Source organism: Bordetella hinzii LMG 13501, from assembly GCF_001548475.1.
Lineage (GTDB): Bacteria > Pseudomonadota > Gammaproteobacteria > Burkholderiales > Burkholderiaceae_B > Bordetella > Bordetella hinzii.
Map to the genome: position 1 here is coordinate 88,013 of NZ_LRUJ01000005.1, position 20,651 is coordinate 108,663.

Consider the following 20,651-nt stretch of genomic DNA (forward strand, 5'->3'; position numbering starts at 1 on the left):
TGCAATTGCGAGAGGCCGAATTATACATAGATTTTTGGGCTTGTCCAACCGGCGTCCCAAAAAGTCCGCTCCCGGCCCCAGGGCCTCACTTCTTGGCCGGAGCGGCGCGGCCCTTGGCGGGCTGCTTCAGGCGCTGGAAGAGCTCGCCGCACTGGTTCTCTTGGGGGGAACTAGGCGCCACCAGGGCCAGCAGGCTGGCAGCCGGGGTGAGCAGCACGCCCAGGGCCACGGCGCCGGCGCCGCGCGCGGCCAGCGGCAGCACATGCACGCCCGCCTCCGGTTTTTTGAAGGTGCCGCGCACATAGAGGGGCGAGCGCAGCGAGAACACCCGGAAGCCCTTGCTTTCGGGCGAGATGTCCAGATCCATGGTCTCGCTGCGGAAGTTGACGGTGCCGTCGATGGTGATGACGGCGTTGTCGGTGTCGAACACGAACAGCCGCGTGTTCATCACGCCGGTTTTCATCTGCAGATCGGCCGCGCCGCAATGGATCTTGACTTCGTCGTCCCCGAAGAGTTTGCTGACCACATAGTTGCCGACGTTGAGGCCGGCGATTTCCATGAGGGCCCGGCTGATGACGCCGTCGTTGACCAGCAGCTGCGTGTCGCCGCTGGCCGACCCCAGCAGCGCGGCCACCGAGTTGCCGCTGCCGGCGAGGGCCGCATCGCCGTTGAGCTCGCCCAGCGTGCGCTGCATGGACGGGGTCTTGGGAAACAGCTGCTTGAGCTGGAGGCGCCGGGCGCTCATGGTGACGCGCCCGGCCATGGGCGATTTGGCCCCGTCCAGGCTGAGTTTGCCGTCCAGGCGTCCGCCCGCCATGTTGAAGCGCAGCGGATCCAGGGTCAACAGGCCGTCCTGCAGCGCCACGCCGACGTCCAGGTCAGTCAGCGGCAGGGTGTCGCCATGGACGATGCGCCCGGCCGAGAGCTTGACGTCGGCGTCCATGTCGCGCCAGCGGTCGGTGCGGAAGACCTGTACCGGCAGCGCCTTGTCCGGCGGTTGGGCCAGGCTTTTCTCGCCTTCGGCCTTGATGGTCTTGGCCGTGGTGCCGCCTCCCGATTGCACGCCGATCAGCGGCCCCAGGTCGGCCATGCGCAGCAGCCTGGAAGAGAGCTGGCCGCTGAGCTTGGGCCTGGGCGACTGCAGCGCAAAGCTGATGTCGCCGTGCAGGTCGCTGTCGCCCACCTTGCCGTTGAAGCCGCGGTAGTGAAAGACCGGTCCGCCCGCCTCGTGCAACCGGGCCTGCAGGTGGCCGTCGGTGGAATAAGGCGGCGTGTCGGGCAAGGTCACGCCGGTCAGCGGATAGAGGTTGGCCATCGACGCGCCGGAGAGTTTCAGGCGCAAGTCCAACGCGCCCAGCTGCAGCGGATCCGTCAGCGTGCCCACCACCGAGGCCTTGGTCGATCCCGTGCTCACATCGGCCTGAAGGGGAAAAGGCTGCGAGGCGTCGCGCAGGGCCAGCATCCCGCCCACCTTGCCCTCGCCCTGCACCGGCAGGTCTTTGTACTTGCCCTTGATCTTCCAGCCGAAAACGTAATCCGCGGGCGCGGGTTTCGGGTCGGCGGCCGGCTCATCCTGCGCCGCATCCAGTGCGTTGCCGGCCAGTTCGGCGAAGGGCACGGGCTTGCCCAAGGGGTCGACCAGGACTTCGAGCTCGGCCTTCAGCTGCGCGTCGTGGTAGCCCACGCGCCCCTGGTCAAAGCCGATTTCGTTCAAATCGAGTTTCCAGGGCGACGGCTCGCCCGTATCGGGCATGACGAATACCCAGTTGGCCGTGCCGTCGGCCTGGCGCTCGAGATCGGCCGAGGGGTGGGACAGCTGCACCTGGCGTATTACGACATGCCTGGTCAGCAGCGGCAGGGGCGCCAGCGTGAAGGTGGCGCGCTCCAGCGTCGCCAGGGCGGGAGCCCGCCCCCAAGGCGCATTCGCGATCATGATGTCCGAGGCGGTGATCCGCGGCCAGGGCAGCCAGGCGCGCCAGCCGGTCTCCTGGGGCTGGCGGTCCCAGTTGACGCTCAGGTCGCCCCGGATGGCAAAGGGCCGGCCGATGGCGGCCGTGACCTTTTCATTGATCACGGGTTTGAAGCGGTTCCAGTCCAGGTTGCCGACCGCGACCGCGAACACCGCCGGCAAGGCCAGCAGCACCAGGATGATCGCGAGGAGGATCTTGCGCCGGGTTGTCATTGTGTTTGCGCCTAGGCTCGCGCCGCGGGCAGCACCTTGCCACCGGCAGCCTCCGCTTCAGGGTAGCGCAGTCTCCGCCATGGAGAAACCCCGCCGCAGCGCCAGGATACAAAGCGCAAATAGTCGTCACGCCCCCGGGCGCTTGAATTGCTTGCGCGCCTTGGCGCACAAGGCCTGGGCATAGCACTCGGCATGATGATCGTTGACCATGCCGACCGATTGCATGAAGGCGTAGACCGTCGTCGGACCGACGAAAGACCATCCCAGTTTCTTCAGCGCCTTGGACAAGGCAATGGCCTCGGCGGTCGGCGCGCCATCGGTCAGCGGCCGGTCAGCGCCTTCGAAGCGCCAGAAAAAAGCGGCCAGCGATCCTTCGCGCTCGCGCATTTCGCGCGCGCGCCGGGCGTTGTTGATGATGGCCTCGATCTTGCCCCGATGCCTGACGATGCCGGCATCCTGCACCAGCCGCTCGACATCGGCCGCGCCGAATCGCGCGACCTGGTCGATATCGAAACCCGCGAAGGCGCGCCGATAGCCTTCACGCTTGTTCAGGATGGTGCGCCAGCTCAGGCCGGACTGCATGCCTTCCAGGCAGATCTGCTCGAACAGATGGCGGTCGTCCGCGCTGGGCCGCCCCCACTCCTCATCGTGGTAGGCACGATAGCTGTCGGAATCGTCGACCCAGCCGCAGCGGGGCCGGCCATCGGGAAAATCCAGGCGAGCAGGCATGATGGTTTTTGTCGGAATACGGAACCCGGACATTTTGACGGGGTTGACCGGGCAGGGCAATCCGGCGCCCTGCTACTATTGCGCGTCGGCGCGCGAGCCGCGCCAGGCCGACACCCACGGACCTCGCCATGACGCGACTCACGCCAGACCCCACCACCATTGTCTCCCTGGCCGACCTTACCGGACAGCCCGACGCCAACCCCTGCCTGAGCTGCGGCGCCTGTTGCGCGCACTTCCGGGTGTCGTTCTACTTTGGCGAGGTGGACATCCACGGGGGCAGCGTGCCCGAGGCGCTCGTCACCCAGATCAGCCCTTCGCGTGTCTGCATGAAGGGCACGGAACGCGGCGGCGGCCGCTGCGTCTCGCTGCGCGGCGAACTGGGCCAGCCCGGCATCCATTGCGATATCTACGAAAACCGCTCCACGCCCTGCCGCGAATTCGACATGTGGCAGGCCGACGGCAGCCCCAACCCCGATTGCCAGCGCCTGCGCGCGCAACTGGGCCTGGCCCCGCTGGGCCCGCGTCCGGATGCGGAAAACGACCCTCAGGGCCCGTCCACGCCATCGGACCAGCCGCGCGCGGCCTAGGAAGCGCTAGCGCCAATCCCCCACGCTGGCCGGGTCGATCCGGCTGACCTCGTGGCGCATCTTCTTCAGGTCCACCACCACGGCCTGTCCGGCGGACAGTTCGACGAACTCGCGCGGGCCGGCCGACTGCGTGCGCACCTTGACCTCGCCCTGCTGGACGCGCACCGCCAGGCGCGCCTCGTCCAGCTGGACATCAAAGAGGGTGTCGGGCGTGGCCATGGCCGAGGCCAGCACATTGATCTCGTTGACGCCCATGCGCACATTGAGATTGGTGCGGAATTTGTACACCACGCGGAAATACACCCGTCCGTGGGCCAGGTTCACATCGCGGCGGCGCGCATAGACGCCCACACCCAGCTCGGTGCCGCCGCCGGCGATGATTTCGCTGCCATCCTCGAGCTTGATTTCCCGCGATTGCCCCTCGGGCGTATTGACCTGGGCGCTGAATTGCGGGCTGCTCTCCCGCAACACCCAGTTGACCGTGAAGGCCAGCGCCAGCCCGAGCGAGATCAGGACCAGCACGATGGCCAGGAAATGCTTGCGCCAGAAAGGGCGGGGGCTGACTCGGGACTCGGACATGGGACGGGACTCAGGCGAAGGACGCGATGCGCGGATTATAGGAAGCTCGGCGCGTCTTGCCCCGCGACAAAGGGACGCGGGCCAGCGCGGAAGGCGGACATCCCAGCGCCCGGCGCACCATGGTGGAAAATGCGGCCGGGCTCTCATAGCCCAGGTCCAGCGCCACGGTGGTGACTGGCACACCGCGCGCCAGCTCGGCCAAGGCCTGGCCCAGGCAGGCACGCTGGCGCCACTGCGCGAAAGACATGCCCGTGGCGTGGCGGAAGCGCCGCAGCAAGGTACGCTCGCTCAGGTTCAGACGCCGCGCCCACAAGGCCGGACGCTCATCGATGCGTGGGACGCGCATAAAGGCCAGGCAAGCCGCGCTCAGCGCGGGATCGCCCTGCGGCAAGGGTATGTGCAGAGGCAGGCTGGCCGCGCGCGACACCTCGTGCAAGAGCAGGTCCACCAGCGCGCCGTCGCGCCCCTGCTCGTCGTAATGCAAAGGCATGTCCACCGCCTCCAGCAGCAGCTGGCGCAGCAGATCGCTGACCTCCAGCACCTCGCAATCGGCCGAGCGGCGCGGCGCGCGGGCCGGCTCGATATAAACGCTGCGCGTGCTGACGCCCAGCATGCGCACCCGATGCGCCACGCCGGCGGGTATCCAAAGCGCCTGCCCGCTGGGCACGACCCAAGCGCCCTGCCCGGCCGCCACCTGCATGAGTCCGGTGGCGCCATAAAGCAGTTGTGCGCGCCGATGGCGGTGCCAGTCCAGCAATTGGCCCGGCGGATAGTCCGTGCCGATGGCCAGCACCGGCCGGTCCGTATTCTCGATCTCGGTGATGGCGATATTGCGCATGGCGGAAAGTCGAATATGGATGGCAGAAATTCGAATGTACGCCAGGAAAGCCTCGGCTATCGTCTTTGGCAAGACGGGAGAAAGCATGTCCTTCTATTTGATCCTGGCGTTTTTCGGCGTGCTGGCGGGCGTGACCACCCTGCTGTTCGGCTTTGGCGGCGGCTTTGTCGTCGTGCCCTTGCTTTACCAGGGCCTGCTTGCCACGCATGCCCCCGGCAGCGCCGAAGCCGCATCGGCCATGCATATCGCCATCGCGACTTCCACCTGCGTCATGATGGCCTCGGCCGGCCTGGCCACCCGCCGGCGGGCGCACCTGCTGCAATGGTCCTGGATATGGCCGCTGGGGGGCTATATCGCGCTGGGCGCCGTGCTCGGCGCGTCCCTGGCCGTCTTGGCCAGCGGGGCCGTCCTGCGCTGGGCTTTTCTCGCCTATCTTGGCATCACCATCGCCGATTGCCTGCTACGCAAAGGCTTCCTGGACGGCGCGCCGGCCCGCCCCCTGGGCGCCGCGGCCACGGCCGGCGCCGGCCTGGGCATAGGGGCGATCGCGACCTTCCTGGGCGTGGGCGGCAGCGTCATGACCGTCCCGCTGATGCGCCGGCGTGGCCTGGACATGGCCGCGGCCAGCGCCATGGCCAATCCGCTCAGCCTGCCGGTGGCCGTCGTGGGCACGCTCACTTATATCCTGCTGGCCTGGCGCGAAGGCGGGCCGGCGGGGCCCTGGCACGCCGGCTATGTGGACCTGCGGGCCTTTATCGTGCTCACCCTGAGCGCCTATGCCGGGATCCGGCTGTCCGCCCCGCTGGCCGGCCGGATCCCGGACCGCCTGCACGCCCGGATCTATATCGGCCTGCTGGTCCTCGTCTTTGTCGTAATGACGCTACGCTGAGCGCCTGCCCGTTCCCGGAAACTGGGAACGGCCCGCCCAGGCGGCCATGCCATCGCCTGGGCGGGCCCGGGTCTGCCTATCATTGGGTCGTCCCCATCCCTTTTATGACAGTCCCAGCATGACGCTTCAACTCTTTGACACGGCTGCCGTGACGGCCACGCCCTGGCGCAATGGCGGCGGCACCACGCGCGAACTCGCCTGCTTTCCGGCTGGCGCCACGATGGACAGCTTCGCCTGGCGTGTCAGCATCGCCGATATCCGCGCCGACGGCCCCTTCTCCGCCTTCCCGGGCATCGACCGCATCATCACGCTGCTCGAGGGCGACGGCGTGCGTCTTTGCTCGGACGATGGACGCATCGATCACCGGCTCGATACGGTGCTCGCGCCCTTTGCCTTTCCCGGCGAGGCGGACATCCACGCCGCACTGATCGGCGGCGATACACGCGACTTCAATGTGATGACGCGCCGCCAGGACTGGCGCGCGGAAATGGACATCCTGCGCACGGCCTCGAACTTGCCGGCCAGCGACGGGGGGCTGCTCTACGTCAGCCGGGGCAGTTGGACGGTCGACGGCGCCCATGAGCTGGCCACGGGCCAAGGCGGATATTGGACGACGGCCGCCGGACCCATGGCGCTTGCCCCGGCCGGGCCCCAGGCGGTGCTTATCGCGGTGCGCCTGTCGCGCCGCGCGGGAGCCCCGGCATGAACACCCTCTTTGCCGAACACGCGCTGCTGCCCGAAGGCTGGGCCCGCGACGTGTGCCTGCAATGGGACGGCGCGGGCCGCCTGACCTCGGTGCGGCCCAACAGCCCGGCCGGCGATGCGCCGCGCGCCGACGGCCCCCTGCTGCCCGCCATGCCGAATCTGCACTCGCATGCCTTCCAGCGCGCCCTGGCCGGCCTGACCGAATACCGCGGCCAGGCCCGCGACAGCTTCTGGAGCTGGCGCACCCTGATGTACCAGTTCGCCAACCGGCTGGATCCCCAGTCCCTGCAAGACATCGCCACCTGGCTCTACATCGAGATGCTGCAGGCCGGCTACGGCAGCACCTGTGAATTCCACTACGTGCATCACGATGCCAACGGCCAACCCTATGCCGACGACGCCACGCTCAGCCTGGCTCTGCTGGAGGCGGCCCGGCGCACCGGCATGCGGCTGACGCTGCTGCCCGTGCTCTACCAGACGGCGGGCTTCGGCGGCCAGCCGCCCAACGATGGCCAACGCCGCTTCATCCGCGGCACCGACAATATGCTGCGCCTGCTGGAGCGCCTGAAGCCCCTGTGCGATGCCCAGGGCGCCGTGCTGGGACTGGCGCCGCACTCACTGCGCGCCGTGCCGCCCGACAGCCTGAACGCGGCCCTGGCCGGGCTGGACGCCATCGCGCCCGGCGCTCCGGTCCATATCCACATCGCCGAGCAGACCAAGGAAGTGGAAGATTGCCTGGCCTGGAGCGGCCAGCGTCCGGTCCAATGGCTGCTGGATCACACACCCGTCGATGCCCGCTGGTGCCTGGTGCACGCCACCCACTTGGACGAAGCCGAAATCCGCCGCGGCGCGGCCAGCGGCGCCGTGGCCGGCCTGTGCCCCACTACCGAAGCCAATCTCGGCGACGGCATTTTTCCCTTTGCCGCCTGGCGCGACGCCGGGGGCGCCTGGGGCCTGGGGTCGGACAGCCACATCTGCGTGGACGCGGCCGAAGAAATCCTGATGCTGGAATACAGTCAACGCCTGGCCCGCCGCGAACGCAATATCGGCGCCCTGCCCGCCTCCCCTCAGGTGGCCCAGGCCCTGATGCAACAGGCTCTGGACGGCGGCGCGCAGGCGAGCGGCCGCCCCGGCAGCGCCCAATTGCGCGTGGGCGGGCTGGCGGACTTCTTCACGCTGGATGCGGCCCAGCCAGCCCTGGCGGGCCTATCCCCCGAGCAGATGCTGGCTTCCCACGTCTTTGCCGCCAGCCGCGCCAACACGCTGCGATCCGCCTGGATCGGCGGCCGGCAATATGTCGAAAACGGCCGCCATCCCCTGGCCGCCGAGGCCGCCACGGCCTTTATCGCCGCCCGCCGGGCGCTGCTCGCGCCCTGAGCGCCGCGGGCGCGGCGTCTGGCCATTTCGCGGGGGCCAGACGCCCCGGGAAGCATTCAAAAAAATAAAGAATTGTGAAATTTGAGTGCTTTCTGAAACAATTCGTGCCTCTTTTTCACTGCCCGTAGCCCCTGAAACGGGGGCGCCCCGGATACGCTTGCGTCGCTGTAGGGTAAGTGAAAGGCAACCCTCCAATTGGTGCCGATACTTATCCTCGCCAGCCTATCCCAGTTTAGACATGACGAGACAAACCGCGATCCAGGACACTCTCTCCAAGCAACATCTTGCGTAATCCGAATCCAAACGGAATAAACCCTGGCAACGTTTGAAGCACCCTGGCCGGGCCTGCTACGCATAATGCAGTAAACTCCTGCGGATGTGACGAGTCATGCTGAACCTTCGTCTTGGCGCAATACCAGTGATGTTCCGGCCGCAAACCGGATCGGTAGGGCTTCAGCCAACACAATATGAACCAACAAACTGCTTCTGGCGCGGCGGCGACATCCGCCAGCGACAGGTGGCAGGCCTTTTGCGCTCGACGCCGGACCTCCGGCATTGGCCTGCCCGCTCACCGAACTACCAGGCGTGTACATTGAGGCCCATCCGCGAGCCTCAATCCCGCCCGCATCGAATCAACGCCGCCCCCTCCGCGGCAGGTTGGCGCGCATGCGTTTTCACTCAATTCGTAGTCGCCCTGGAGGCCGGCCCGCCGTCGCAACGGCATGCCGGCCAGGCATTCCCCGGGCAGGAAGGACAGTAAATGGCAAAGCGCGTAGCGATTATCGGCTTGGCATTCCGTTTCCCGGGTACCAGCACGGAACAATATTGGTCCGACCTGCTCGATGGCAAAGACTTGATCACCCAAGTGGACGCATCGCGCTGGTCGGCCGACGCCTATCTGCACCCGGACAAGAACCAGCCGGGCACCGCCTATACGCATGCCGCGGGCTCGCTGGGCGACGTCTCGCGGTTTGATGCCGATTTTTTCGGTATTTCTCCGCGTGAAGCCGCGCTCATGGATCCGCAGCAACGCTTGCTGCTGGAGATGAGCTGGGAAGCCATGGAAAACGCCGGCATCAAGCCGTCCAGCTTGCGTGGCGGCGATTGCGGCGTCTACATCGGGATTTCCAGCGCGGACTACGCCTACCGGATCTCGGAAGACCTGGGCGCGGTGGAGGCCTCCACCGCCACCGGCAACACGTCCAGTATCGCGGCCAACCGGTTGTCGTATTTCTTCGACCTGCGCGGCCCCAGCATTGCCATGGACACGGCCTGCTCGTCTTCGCTGGTGGCCTTTCACCAGGCCTGCCGCGCCATCCAGAGCGGAGAATGCAGCCACGCGCTCACCGGCGGCATCAGCCTGCATCTGCATCCCTATGGTTTTATTACTTTCTCCAAGGCCTCGATGCTCTCGCGCCAGGGCCATTGCAATGTCTTCGACGCTTCCGGCGACGGTTATGTGCGCTCCGAAGGCGGCGGCATTTTCCTGCTGAAGGACTATGACCAGGCAATTGCCGACGGCGATCGCATCCTTGCGGTGGTCGCCGGCACGGCCGTCAACACCGACGGCCGCAAGTCAGGCCTGACCGTGCCCAGCGCCGACGCCCAGGCGGAGCTGATGCGCCGCGCCTACGCGCAGGCAGGCATCCCGCCCTCCGAACTCGATTATCTCGAGGCGCATGGCACCGGCACCGCGGTCGGCGACCCCATCGAAACGCGCGCCATAGGCGCGGCCCTGGGCAAACGCCGCTCAATCTCGCAGCCCCTGCCCATCGGCTCGGTCAAAAGCAACCTGGGCCACCTGGAACCGGCTTCCGGCGTGGCGGGTCTGGTCAAGGCCGTCTACGCCCTGATTCACCGTGTTGTGCCCGCCACCATAGGCGTGCGCACACCGAATCCCAATATCGCGTTCAAAGACTGGAATATCGAAGTCATCACGCAGAACCGCGCGCTCAGGCCCGAGGGCAAGCTCACGATAGGCGTGAACTCCTTCGGTTTCGGCGGAGCCAACGCACACGTCATCCTGGAAAGCGCCCCTACGGGGGCCGAAACCCCGGCCACCAAGCTGGTCAAAAACGCTCCCGTGCCCTTGATCGTCAGCGGCAAGACGCAGCAGGCCTTGCGCGATGCGGCCGCCGCCATGGCGCGGCATCTGCGTCAGGACACGGGCAGGCCGCTCTACGACCTGGCCTATCACGCCGCACTGCGGCGCGACTGGCACCAGCACCGCGCCCTCGTCTTTGCGAGCGACAAACGCCGCGCGGCCGACGATTTCCAATCCCTGGCCGACGGCGAGCCGGCCAAGCACCGTGTTTCCACTGAGACGGCCCAGCAAGATGCGCGGGGCCCGGTCTTCGTTTATTCGGGCAATGGATCGCAATGGGCAGGTATGGGCCGGCGCCTCATGGCGGACCCGGTCTTCGCCTCGGCCGTGCATGAAGTCGACGCCTTGTTTTCCGAGTATTCGGATTTCTCGCCGGCCGCCGAACTGAGCAGCGCCAGCGCCAACGATCGCTACGATTTCACGGAAATCGCCCAGCCGACGCTTTTCGCGCTACAGGTCGGCATCACGCGCATGCTTGCGCAACGTGGTGTCGTACCCGTGGCGACCATGGGACACAGCGTGGGCGAGGTCGCCGCCGTCTGGGCTTGCGGTGCGCTGTCATTGCCCGAGGCCGTTCGGGTCATCTATCACCGCAGCCGCCTCCAGGGTCTGACCAAGGGCAAAGGACGCATGACGGCCGTAGGCATCAGCGCAGCCGAAACCGAAGCCCTGATCGCGGAACTCGGCCTGGGACGGGGATTGTCGTTGGCCGGCGCCAACAGCCATCGCGGCGCGACCGTGGCGGGCAGTCCTGCCCTGCTCGACGAGCTGGAAGCCGTGCTATCGGAGCGCAGTATTTTCCATCGCCGGCTGAACTTGGACTACGCCTTCCACAGTGCGGCGATGGACCCCATCGAAAGCGGCATCCGGCAGTCGCTCGCCGACATCAAACCTCATGACGCGGATATCCCCTTCTACTCGTCGGTCAGCGGCCAGGTAGAGGTGGGGCGCAAGCTGAACGCCGCCTATTGGTGGCGCAACGTGCGCCTGCCCGTACTGTTCGAGGCGGCCAGCGCAGCGGCGATCGCCGACGGCTTGAACATCTTCGTGGAAATCGGCCCGCACCCTGTGCTGCGCGGCTATCTCAAGGACGCCTTGAACACCGCCGAGGCGAACGGCCGTGTCCTGATCACCGCCTCGCGGGGCGGGGATGATCCCAACAAGATCCATGACATCGCTGGCCAGCTGATCCTGAGCGGCGCGAATGTGGATTGGGAAGCGCTGTTCCCTTGGAAAGGCGAGCACGCCGATCTGCCCACCTATCCTTGGCAACGCGAGCGTCATTGGCATGCTGTGACCGCCGACTCGCCGGGGCTGCTCACGCGCCAGCGTGTGCATCCCTTGCTGGGCTATCCCAATCCGCAGCAAAAAGGCCTGTGGGAAAACCTGCTGGACACGCAGCAGCATCCCACGCTGGGCGATCACGTGGTGGGCGAAGCCACCGTATTTCCGGGAACCGGCTTTGCCGAACTCGCGCTGGCCGCGGCACTGCAATGGCGGCCGGGGCAATACGCCGATATCGAGGAACTCGAAATCCGCGCCCCTCTACTGCTGAACCCGTCTCCCAGCAAGCGCCTGCGTTTCGAACTGGATGAGGCTGATGGGCGTTTTCGCATCCAGGCGCGCGAGCAAGGCAGCGAAGAACCCTGGACTCCGCAGGCCACGGGCCGCATCCGCCAGGAGGCAAGCGCCATCGTGCTGGGCGAAGATGTCGCCCTGAGCCTGCCTGCCCGCGAACCCGATTTCCTTGAGGCCGACCATAACCGGCTCACCCGCGCGGTCGGCCTGGATTATGGTCCGGCCTTTCGCGCCATTGCCCACGGATGGAATGAATCCGCCGACAGCGTCCTAGCCGTCTTCCAGCCGGATGCCTGCCTGGAGACCGAACTCGCCAGCACCCACCTGCATCCCGCCTTGCTGGACTGCAGTTTCCAGCTCATCATCCAGCTCCTCAAGGACGATCCGGCCATCGGCCAGGGAATCGCCTTCGTGCCGGCCAAGATCGGCCGCCTTAGCCTGCATGCCGGGCAAGGACAGCCCAAGTACGCGCGCGCCCGCTTGCGCCAGCGCGCGCCCCACTCGCTGACCGCGGACTTCGATCTCTTCGACGCGGAAGGCCGCCGGATCGCCAGCGTGCGGGAGGCGCGATTCCGCAGCATCCGCCTGAGCAAGGGCGCGGGCGAGCACCTGGACTTCGTCGATTGCGTGCTGACCCCTTGCCCCCACCCCCAGGCGCCCACGCCGGACAGCCCCTTGCATGCCGACTCGCTGATCCGCGAGCTGCAGCGCGTGGTGGAAACGGCGCACCAAGGCAGCGACCGCTACGCCCAGGAAGTCGACCCCTTGCTGGAGAGCCTGTGCGACCGCCTGGCGCTGGAGGCCTTGCGTGCCCAGACCACGGGCGGCCAAACGCTGTCGGCCGCGCTGGTGGAGCGGCGCCTGCGCAAGAACCCGCAGATAGCGGCACTTTTCGAGCACGTCTTGCAGCGAGCGGTCGCGGCCGGTTTTGCACTGCCGTCGCCCACCGGCTGGACGCTGCTCCCCGACGAGGAAGGACAACCCACGGCCGCCGACATCTGGAACAGTCTGCTGCGCGAGTACCCCGATTACTTCCCCGCTATCTACGCCACGGGCCGCCTCGGGCTGCACCTGCCCGCGCTTCTGCAGGGCAATATCGAAATCGACGACGTCATCCCGCGCGCCGTCACGCCCACCGCCATCAGCCGCCTGCTGCTGGGTGCCGAACGCGGCCAGCAGCTTGCCGCCGTGCTGGCCCAGGCCTTGCGCCGCGCCGCGACCCGACGCCAGGGCGGCCAGCGCCTGGCCATGCTGGAAATCGCCCAAGGCACCCCTGTTTTCGGACCGGCGTGCTGCGCGGCGCTGGATTTCAACGTGGCCGACTACTGCTACGCCTCGCCCGACAACCAGGCCGTCGAGGATGCCCGCCACTCCCAACTGGACAGCTTCCCGGATGCGCGGGCCGTGCTGTTGGCCGATGACGGCAGCTCCATGCCCGACAGGCATTACGATCTGGTCATCGTCCACTGCGAATTCGACACGCTGGAGGCCTGCCGCCACGCATTGGCCTATGCCCGCAGCAGCCTGAAGCCCGATGGCAAGCTGCTGGTGCGCGGCACGCACCCGTCACAATGGATGGATTTCGTTTTCGGCGGACGGGCCAACTGGTGGCAAGGCGCCGACAATCTGTCCGCCATGCCGCCGGCAAGCCACTGGCAGCATTGGCTGCTGGAAAAAGGGCTGGCCTGCGAACCGGTGATCGAACTCACCGCCGGCAACCGGACGGGCGCCTACCTGCTGCTGGCCAGCACGCCGCAGGCCGTCCCCATGGCGCCGGCGGCCGAGCCCCGGGTGCAGCTCATCCTGGCCAGCAAATCCGGCCCGGACAATGCGCTTGCCCATGCCTTGAGTGCTTCGCTGCATGCCGGCGGCCAGCACTGCATGGTGGCTGCCGGCCTGAACCCCACGCAACTGGATGCGATTCTCAAGGAGGCCCGCAGCCGCCACGGCCAGCTGAACGATATCGTGCTGCTCGATGGCTGGGGCGCCGACAGCGAAGAGGACGCGGGGCGCTTGGAAATACAGGTCCGGCGCTGCGCTTTCGCAGCGGCCCTCATCCAGGCCTGCGAACGCACCGACACCGCCGCCACGGTCTGGATAGCCACCCGCAATGCCGGCATCACGATGGGCGGCGGGCAACCCGAGATCCCGGCCATCGGCGACGCGGCCGTATGGGGCTATGGCCGCACCCTGGCCAACGAAGCGTCCAACTATCGTATCCGCCTGGTCGACCTGCCAGGCGACGCGGCCGCCGTCGAGGCGCTGGCGCGCGAAATCCGCTACCCCGACGCCGAGGACGAAATCCTGCTTGGCCCCGAAGGCGAACGCCATGCCCCGCGCCTGCGCATCGTTGATCGCCCCTCGCCCGCCCGCGACGAGCCCGAAACGGATACGGCCTGCCGGCTGGGCTTCTCTTTCCCGGGACAATTGCGCAACCTGCGTTGGGAAAGCTATACCGCCGCCGAACCCGCGGACGACCAGATCGAAGTCCGCATCCAGGCCACCGGCCTGAATTTCCGGGACGTCATGTATTCGCTGGGCTTGCTGTCCGATGAGGCGATCGAAAACGGATTTGCCGGTCCCACACTGGGGTTGGAATTCTCCGGCATCGTGACCCGGGTTGGCCTGGCCGTGGCGGATTACCGTCCCGGCGATACCGTCGTAGGCTTCGGCCCGGCCAGTTTCGGTGATCGCGTGCTCACGCGCGCCAGCGCCATTTCGCACATTCCGGCCAACTTCTCGTTCGAAGCCGCGGCCACGATCCCAAGCACGTTCTTCACAGTCTATTACGCGCTGCACCATCTTGCGCGTCTGGAAGAAGGCGAGAAAATCCTCATCCATGGCGCGGCAGGCGGCGTCGGCATCGCCGCCATCCAATATGCGCAATGGGTCGGCGCCGACATCTACGCCACCGCGGGGTCGGAAGAAAAGCGCGACTTCCTGCGCATGATGGGCGTGACCAACGTCTATGACTCTCGCTCGCTATCCTATGCCGACGAAATCCTCGCCGACACCGGCGGCATCGGCATGGACGTGGTGCTGAACTCCCTGGCGGGCGAGGCGATCAACCGCAACCTGCAGGTCCTGCGGCCCTTCGGCCGCTTCCTGGAGCTGGGCAAGCGCGATTTCTACGAGAACACGCGCATCGGGCTGCGCCCCTTCCGCAACAACATCAGCTATTTCGGCATCGATGCCGACCAGTTGATGTGCGAACGCCCCGACCTCACCCGCCGCCTATTCGGCGAGATGATGCAGCTGTTTGCCGAGGGCGCGCTGCATCCGCTGCCCTATACGGTCTTCGACGCCAACGATGTGGTGGACGCCTTCCGCTACATGCAGCAGGCGCGCCAGATCGGCAAAATCGTGGTGACCTACCGCAATGGCATCCATCGCCTGCATCGGCCGGCCAGCGCCGCGCCCAGGGCCTTGGCCCTGGCGCCTGACGCCAGCTATCTGGTCACCGGCGGCCTTGGCGGCTTCGGCCTGCGCACGGCCCAATGGCTGGTCGAAAAAGGCGCGCGCCACCTCGTCCTTCTCAGCCGCAGCGGTCCCAGTACCGACAGCGCCAAGGAGGCGATCGCCGCCCTCACGGCAGCCGGCGTGCAGGTACATGCGGCGGCCTGCGACGTCACCGACCGCCGTGCGCTGGAAAAGCTCTTCGCCGAACTGCCGGCCGCCATGCCGCCCTTGCGCGGCCTCGTCCACGCGGCCGTGGTCATCGACGATGGCCTGGCGCGCAGCGCCACGCCCGAGCAGATCGAACGCACCATGGCCGCCAAGGTCCTGGGGGCCTACCATCTGCATGCGCTCACCCGTGACATGACGCTAGATTTCTGCGTCTACTACTCTTCGGCGACCACGTTGTTCGGCAATCCTGGACAGAGCAATTACGTTGCGGCCAACAATTGGCTTGAAGCGCTGGCGGCACATCGCCGCGCAATCGGCTTGCCGGCCACATGTGTGCGCTGGGGCGCCATCGACGACGTCGGCTTCCTGGCCCGCAATGAAAAGATCAAGGAGGCCTTGCAAGGCCGCATGGGCGGCTCGGCCATCCATTCCCGCGAAGCCCTGGCCGCGCTGGAGAGCATGCTGCTGACCGACAGCAGCGGGCTGGGCGTGCTGGAGCTGGACTGGCATGCCCTCAACCGTTTCCTGCCCACGGCCGGCGCGCCCAAGTTCTGCGCCCTTGCCCGTCGCGCCGGCGACAGTGACAGCGATGGCGACCAAGGCAATGACATCGCCCATATGCTGGCCACGCTGGACGATGCCGCCCTGCAAACCGCGTTCGGCGAGATCCTGAAGACCGAAATCGGCGAAATCCTGCGTGTATCGGCTGACAAAATCGACGCGGAACGCTCCATCTACGACATGGGCCTGGACTCATTGATGGGCGTCGAACTCATCGTGGCATTGGAAAATCGCTTCGGCATCCGCCTGCCGGTGATGGCGCTCTCGGAAAGTCCGACCGTCAATAAATTGGCAGGCCGCCTTATCCAGCTGTTGCGCGGCGAAACCGCCGGCACGGGCGGCGACCAGGTGGCCTCGACCGTCGAAAAATTGGTGGCAGATCATGCTGCCGATGTTTCGCCAACCGCCATCACCGCCTTTGTCGAAGAACTGAAAAACGGTGATGCCGAAGGGCCTCAGCGTATGATTCAGTAACCCCCAAGACATGCCATGGATCCCCGGGCCACCTGGCTCCGGGGATCCGTCGGTTTGCCCCTGCCTATTTCCTTATCGTGATCAAACCCAAACCTCCCGGCCTGGCTGCTGGACTCAAAGACAAACTGATCCAGCAAGCACTGGAACGCAAGCTGCGCCAGGCGGCCTCCGGCCCCGATACAGGCGCCCCGGTGCTTCCCGCGAACCACCGCAAGGCCATCCCGGAAGAGTTCTATCGCTTTCACCTGCATCCCAGCTACAAGCAACTGCGCATCCTGAACGATGGCGCGGCCAAGCTGGGCCTGCAGAATCCCTTCTTCAAGGTACATGAAGGCACCGCCAACGACCATACGCGCATCGGCGGCAAGACCTACATCAATTACTCCAGCTACAACTACCTGGGCATGTCCGGCGACCTGGCCGTCGCCGAAGCCGCCAAGCGTGCCATCGACCGCTATGGCACCTCGGTCTCGGCCAGCCGCCTGGTGTCCGGCGAGCGCCCCATCCACCGCGAACTGGAAGTCGAGATCGCTCGCCTGTACGGCGTGGATGACGCCATCACCTTCGTGAGCGGCCACGCCACCAATGTGTCGACCATCGGCCACCTCTTCGGCCCGCGCGACCTCGTCCTGCACGACGAACTGATCCACAACAGCATTCTGCAAGGCATACAGCTCTCCGGCGCCCGGCGGCTGCCGTTCCCGCACAACGACTGGAGCACGCTCGACAACCTGCTCGATGAGCAGCGCCATCAATTCGAGCGCGTGCTCATCGTGCTGGAAGGCATCTACAGCATGGATGGCGACTACCCGGACTTGCCCCGCTTCATCGAGATCAAGCGGCGCCACCGCTGCTTCCTCATGGTCGACGAAGCCCACTCCCTGGGGGTAATGGGCAAACGCGGCCACGGCATCCGCGAACACTTCGGGCTGGACGGCGGCGATGTCGACATCTGGATGGGCACATTGAGCAAGACCCTGGCCGCCTGTGGCGGCTATATCGCCGGCGAAAGTGCCCTGGTCGAGCATCTGAAATTCCTCGCTCCCGGCTTCCTCTACAGTGTCGGCATGCCGCCGCCCGTGGCCGCCGCCGCCCTCACCGCGCTCAAACGCATGCAAGACATGCCCGACCGCGTGCAGACCCTGCAGGCGCGCGGACAACAGTTCCTCTCGCAGGCCCGCGCCGCTGGCATCGACACCGGCACCAGCGAGGGCCTGGCCGTCGTGCCCGCCATCGTCGGCAGCTCGCTCAAGGCGACCCGCCTTTCGGCCCAGCTGTTCGATCATGGCATCAACGTCCAGCCCATCCTGTACCCGGCCGTCCCGGAAAAAGCCGCGCGCCTGCGCTTCTTTATTTCGTGCACCCACACCGAGGAACAGATCCGCCAGACCGTCAGCACCCTAAAATCCCTGCTCTGAACCGAGAACCAAGATGACGCACAGTATTCAAATCACGGACTCCATCCGCTGCGCCAACGAACTGCCATTCGTGCTGTTTGGCGGAATCAACGTCCTGGAATCCGAAGACCTTGCGCTCAAGGCCTGCGCCGAGTATGTCCGCGTTACCCGCAAGCTGGGCATCCCCTACGTCTTCAAAGCCAGCTTCGACAAGGCCAACCGCTCCTCCATCCATTCGTATCGCGGCCCTGGCCTGGAGGCCGGCATGCGCATCTTCGAAAAAGTGAAAGCGGAGTTCGGCGTGCCCGTCATCACCGACGTGCATGAACCCTGGCAAGCGCCCATCGTGGCCGAAACGGTCGACGTCCTACAGCTGCCCGCCTTTCTGGCGCGCCAGACCGACCTGGTCACCGCCCTGGCCAAGACCGGCCGCGTCATCAACATCAAGAAACCGCAGTTCCTGAGCCCCTCGCAGATGGTGCACATCACCGAGAAATTCCGCGAAGCCGGCAATGAACGGCTCATTCTCTGCGACCGCGGCACCTGCTTCGGCTACGACAACCTCGTGGTCGACATGCTGGGCTTTGAGGTGATGAAGAAAACCACTGGCGGCTTGCCCGTCATCTTCGACGTGACCCATGCCCTGCAGCAACGCGACCCCGGCGGCGCCGCCTCGGGCGGACGCCGCCAGCAAAGCGCCCAACTCGCGCGCTCGGCCATGGCATTGGGCCTGGCCGGCCTCTTCCTCGAAGCTCACCCCGACCCCGCCCATGCCCTGTGCGACGGTCCCAGCGCCTTGCCGCTGGCACAACTCGAACCCTATCTGGCGCAGCTCCAGGCGGTGGACGCGCTGGTGAAGTCGTTTCCTCCCCTGATCATCGACTAATCCTTCAGGACCATCGATTTGCTAGGAACCTTTTCCCGCAAGCTTTCGCAGCTCCCCGGATTGACGGCGCTTGTCGGCGAGCCGGTGGTGCACTTGCGCCGCGCACGGGATATCGAACGCCAGGAGATACGGGCCATCGTCGGTTGGGGCTTACGCCCGACCACCCATAAGCCTCGCCAGATCGGACAGCGTCGAGGCCTGCCATTCCTCGCCCTGGAAGACGGTTTTTTGCGAGCGTTCGGCACGGGCGCGACCCATCCATCCCTGTCGCTGGTCGTCGATCGGGACGGCATCTACTATGACGGCACGCGCCCCTCCAGTCTCGAATCCCTGCTTGCTTCCTCGACCGATGTCTTGACCGGTATCGGAGCAGATTATCAGCAGGCCCGGGATCTCATCATCCGGCATGGCCTTAGCAAATACAACGCCGCCCCCGACACACTACCGCCTGAACTCGCACGCGCCGGCAAGCGCGTGCTTGTCATCGACCAGACCCGTGGCGATGCCAGCATCGAATACGGCCTGGCATCGCCAGAAAGCTTCCAGGCCATGGTGGCCCTCGCCCGACGGGAGCATCCCGACGCCACGCTGTTCATCAAAACCCACCCCGAAGTCAGCCGAGGGGACAAGATGGGTTATCTGAGCGCCTGGCGCGGCGACGAACGGTGCGTGCTCTTGCGGCAACCCGTCAACCCCATTCGCCTGCTCGAATCCGTGGACCATGTCTACACGGTAACGTCGCACATGGGGTTCGAGGCCTTGCTGTTGGGTAAACCCGTCACCTGCATGGGCCTGCCCTGGTATGCCGGCTGGGGGGTCACGAACGACCAGGTCGCGTGCGCACGCCGGCAGCGGCGGCGCAGCGTGGACGAACTTTTTGCAGCGGCTTATCTGCACTACACACGGTATCTCGATCCCGAGACCCACGAGCGCGGCAACATCTTCGATGTCATCAAGTGGCTGGCGCGGCAACGGGCGTTCCACGCGGCCGAACAGGGCCGCAGCATCGCCGTCGGTTTTCGACGTTGGAAAGCCTACAACGTAGCTCCCTTTCTTGCCCTGGATGCCCGGCGCGCCAAGTTCGTACCGCATGCCAGCGCGGCGGCCCGGCTGCGGCCAGGCGACACGGACCGCCTGATTGTCTGGGGGGCCAATCCTCCTGAGGCAGTCCGCGAGCTGGCCCGGGCCAGCGGCGCCCGGCTGGCGCTGATGGAAGACGGCTTTATCCGTTCAGTGGGGCTGGGCTCCGACTTCGTGCCTGCCCAGGCGCTGGTATTCGATGAGCAAGGCCTCTACTTTGACGCACGGCAGCCGAGCTCGCTCGAGATCTTGTTGAATACGCGCCGGTTCACGCAAGATGATCTCGCACGCGCGCGGGTGACGCGCGCCCTTATCGTCGACCATCAGCTCACCAAATACAATATTGAACCCACGGAACCGCCTGGCTGGAGGCCTCTGGGGAAACGGGTGGTGCTGGTCCCCGGCCAAGTCGAAGACGACGCATCTATTCTTTATGGCTGCGGGGAGATTCGCACCAATCTCGCCCTGCTGCAGGCGGTGCGCGCGGCGCGGCCCAATGCCTTCATTGTCTATAAGCCTCACCCCGACGTTATGGTCCGCAACCGCAAGGGAAGGTTGCATCAGGCCGACGCCTTGCGCTACGCGGATGTCATCGAAACAAAGGTGTCGATCGTCAACTGCGTCAGCGCCTGCGACGAGGTCCACACAATGACCTCTCTCAGCGGCTTCGAAGGCTTGCTGCGAGGCAAACCTGTCGTGACCTATGGCGCGCCTTTCTATGCCGGCTGGGGCTTGACGGAAGATCGCCTCATCATCCCGAGGCGCGACCGCTCCTTGACGCTCGATGAGCTCGTTGCCGGCGCCTTGTTGCACTACCCCACATACTGGGACTGGACGCTGAAAGGGTATACCACCTGTGAAGCCGCATTACGGCACATCATCCGCCAGCGCGACCTACTGACAACCTCGAACAGATTGAACACCGTGCGCAAAACGTATCTGCAACGCCAATGGCACAAAATGAAGCTCTGGACTCGTGCCGGATTCCTGGTCAAACGATGAGCCGGCCACAACGCTTCCTTTTCCTCCAGGGGGTGTGCTCCCCATTCTTCCCTCGC

At 65.9% G+C, this 20,651-nt stretch carries 12 protein-coding genes; 8 read left to right on the forward strand and 4 right to left on the reverse strand.

Translation table 11 applies throughout. The annotated features are described in order from the left end of the window. Nucleotides 1–85: 85 nt before the first annotated feature. Both AXA74_RS05220 and AXA74_RS05225 read right to left on the reverse strand, forming a co-directional pair. Entirely contained in the window at nucleotides 86–2,182 is a 2,097-nt protein-coding gene (locus AXA74_RS05220) for an AsmA family protein (protein ID WP_080700952.1), read from the reverse strand. A 126-nt stretch (nucleotides 2,183–2,308) separates the two neighbouring features. Continuing rightward, a complete protein-coding gene (locus tag AXA74_RS05225) occupies nucleotides 2,309–2,911 on the reverse strand; it encodes a DNA-3-methyladenine glycosylase I (RefSeq protein WP_032956980.1) in 603 nt (200 codons plus the stop codon). Nucleotides 2,912–3,039: 128 nt separating this feature from the next. On the opposite strand from AXA74_RS05225, the gene AXA74_RS05230 reads away from it, so the two are divergent. After that, the gene (locus tag AXA74_RS05230) at nucleotides 3,040–3,498 is read left to right on the forward strand and encodes a YkgJ family cysteine cluster protein (protein WP_029578540.1); all 459 of its coding nucleotides are present in this window, start codon (nucleotides 3,040–3,042) and stop codon (nucleotides 3,496–3,498) included. 6 nt (nucleotides 3,499–3,504) lie between these two features. Here AXA74_RS05230 and AXA74_RS05235 read toward each other — a convergent pair whose 3' ends face one another. Together AXA74_RS05235 and AXA74_RS05240 are read right to left on the reverse strand one after the other, a co-directional pair. Next, nucleotides 3,505–4,077 carry a FecR domain-containing protein gene (locus tag AXA74_RS05235; protein WP_029578539.1) on the reverse strand — a complete coding sequence of 191 codons (573 nt, stop codon included), beginning with the start codon at nucleotides 4,075–4,077 and terminating at the stop codon, nucleotides 3,505–3,507. 10 nt (nucleotides 4,078–4,087) lie between these two features. After that, nucleotides 4,088–4,915: an AraC family transcriptional regulator gene (locus tag AXA74_RS05240; protein WP_126623619.1), complete on the reverse strand. Its 828-nt coding sequence runs from the start codon at nucleotides 4,913–4,915 to the stop codon at nucleotides 4,088–4,090. A gap of 85 nt (nucleotides 4,916–5,000) precedes the next feature. Here AXA74_RS05240 and AXA74_RS05245 point away from each other — a divergent pair, with 85 nt between their 5' ends. The 7 genes from AXA74_RS05245 (at nucleotide 5,001) to AXA74_RS05275 (ending at nucleotide 20,595) form a co-directional block, all read left to right on the forward strand. Beyond that, nucleotides 5,001–5,804: a sulfite exporter TauE/SafE family protein gene (locus AXA74_RS05245; protein WP_029578537.1), complete on the forward strand. Its 804-nt coding sequence runs from the start codon at nucleotides 5,001–5,003 to the stop codon at nucleotides 5,802–5,804. A 118-nt stretch (nucleotides 5,805–5,922) separates the two neighbouring features. Next, nucleotides 5,923–6,510 carry a HutD/Ves family protein gene (locus tag AXA74_RS05250; RefSeq protein WP_032972107.1) on the forward strand — a complete coding sequence of 196 codons (588 nt, stop codon included), beginning with the start codon at nucleotides 5,923–5,925 and terminating at the stop codon, nucleotides 6,508–6,510. Next, a complete protein-coding gene (locus AXA74_RS05255; protein WP_029578535.1) occupies nucleotides 6,507–7,886 on the forward strand; it encodes a formimidoylglutamate deiminase in 1,380 nt (459 codons plus the stop codon). Before AXA74_RS05250 ends, AXA74_RS05255 begins: the two co-directional genes overlap by 4 nt. A gap of 760 nt (nucleotides 7,887–8,646) precedes the next feature. Next, complete coding sequence (locus tag AXA74_RS05260) at nucleotides 8,647–16,230, forward strand: type I polyketide synthase (protein WP_032979159.1); 7,584 nt, start codon at nucleotides 8,647–8,649, stop codon at nucleotides 16,228–16,230. 77 nt (nucleotides 16,231–16,307) lie between these two features. After that, the gene (locus AXA74_RS05265) at nucleotides 16,308–17,648 is read left to right on the forward strand and encodes an aminotransferase class I/II-fold pyridoxal phosphate-dependent enzyme (protein ID WP_032964603.1); all 1,341 of its coding nucleotides are present in this window, start codon (nucleotides 16,308–16,310) and stop codon (nucleotides 17,646–17,648) included. 13 nt (nucleotides 17,649–17,661) lie between these two features. Beyond that, nucleotides 17,662–18,513, forward strand: coding sequence for a 3-deoxy-8-phosphooctulonate synthase (gene kdsA / locus AXA74_RS05270; protein WP_032979160.1), 852 nt, complete (start codon nucleotides 17,662–17,664; stop codon nucleotides 18,511–18,513). A gap of 18 nt (nucleotides 18,514–18,531) precedes the next feature. Beyond that, nucleotides 18,532–20,595 carry a capsular polysaccharide biosynthesis protein gene (locus tag AXA74_RS05275; protein WP_051593959.1) on the forward strand — a complete coding sequence of 688 codons (2,064 nt, stop codon included), beginning with the start codon at nucleotides 18,532–18,534 and terminating at the stop codon, nucleotides 20,593–20,595. Nucleotides 20,596–20,651 lie beyond the last annotated feature (56 nt).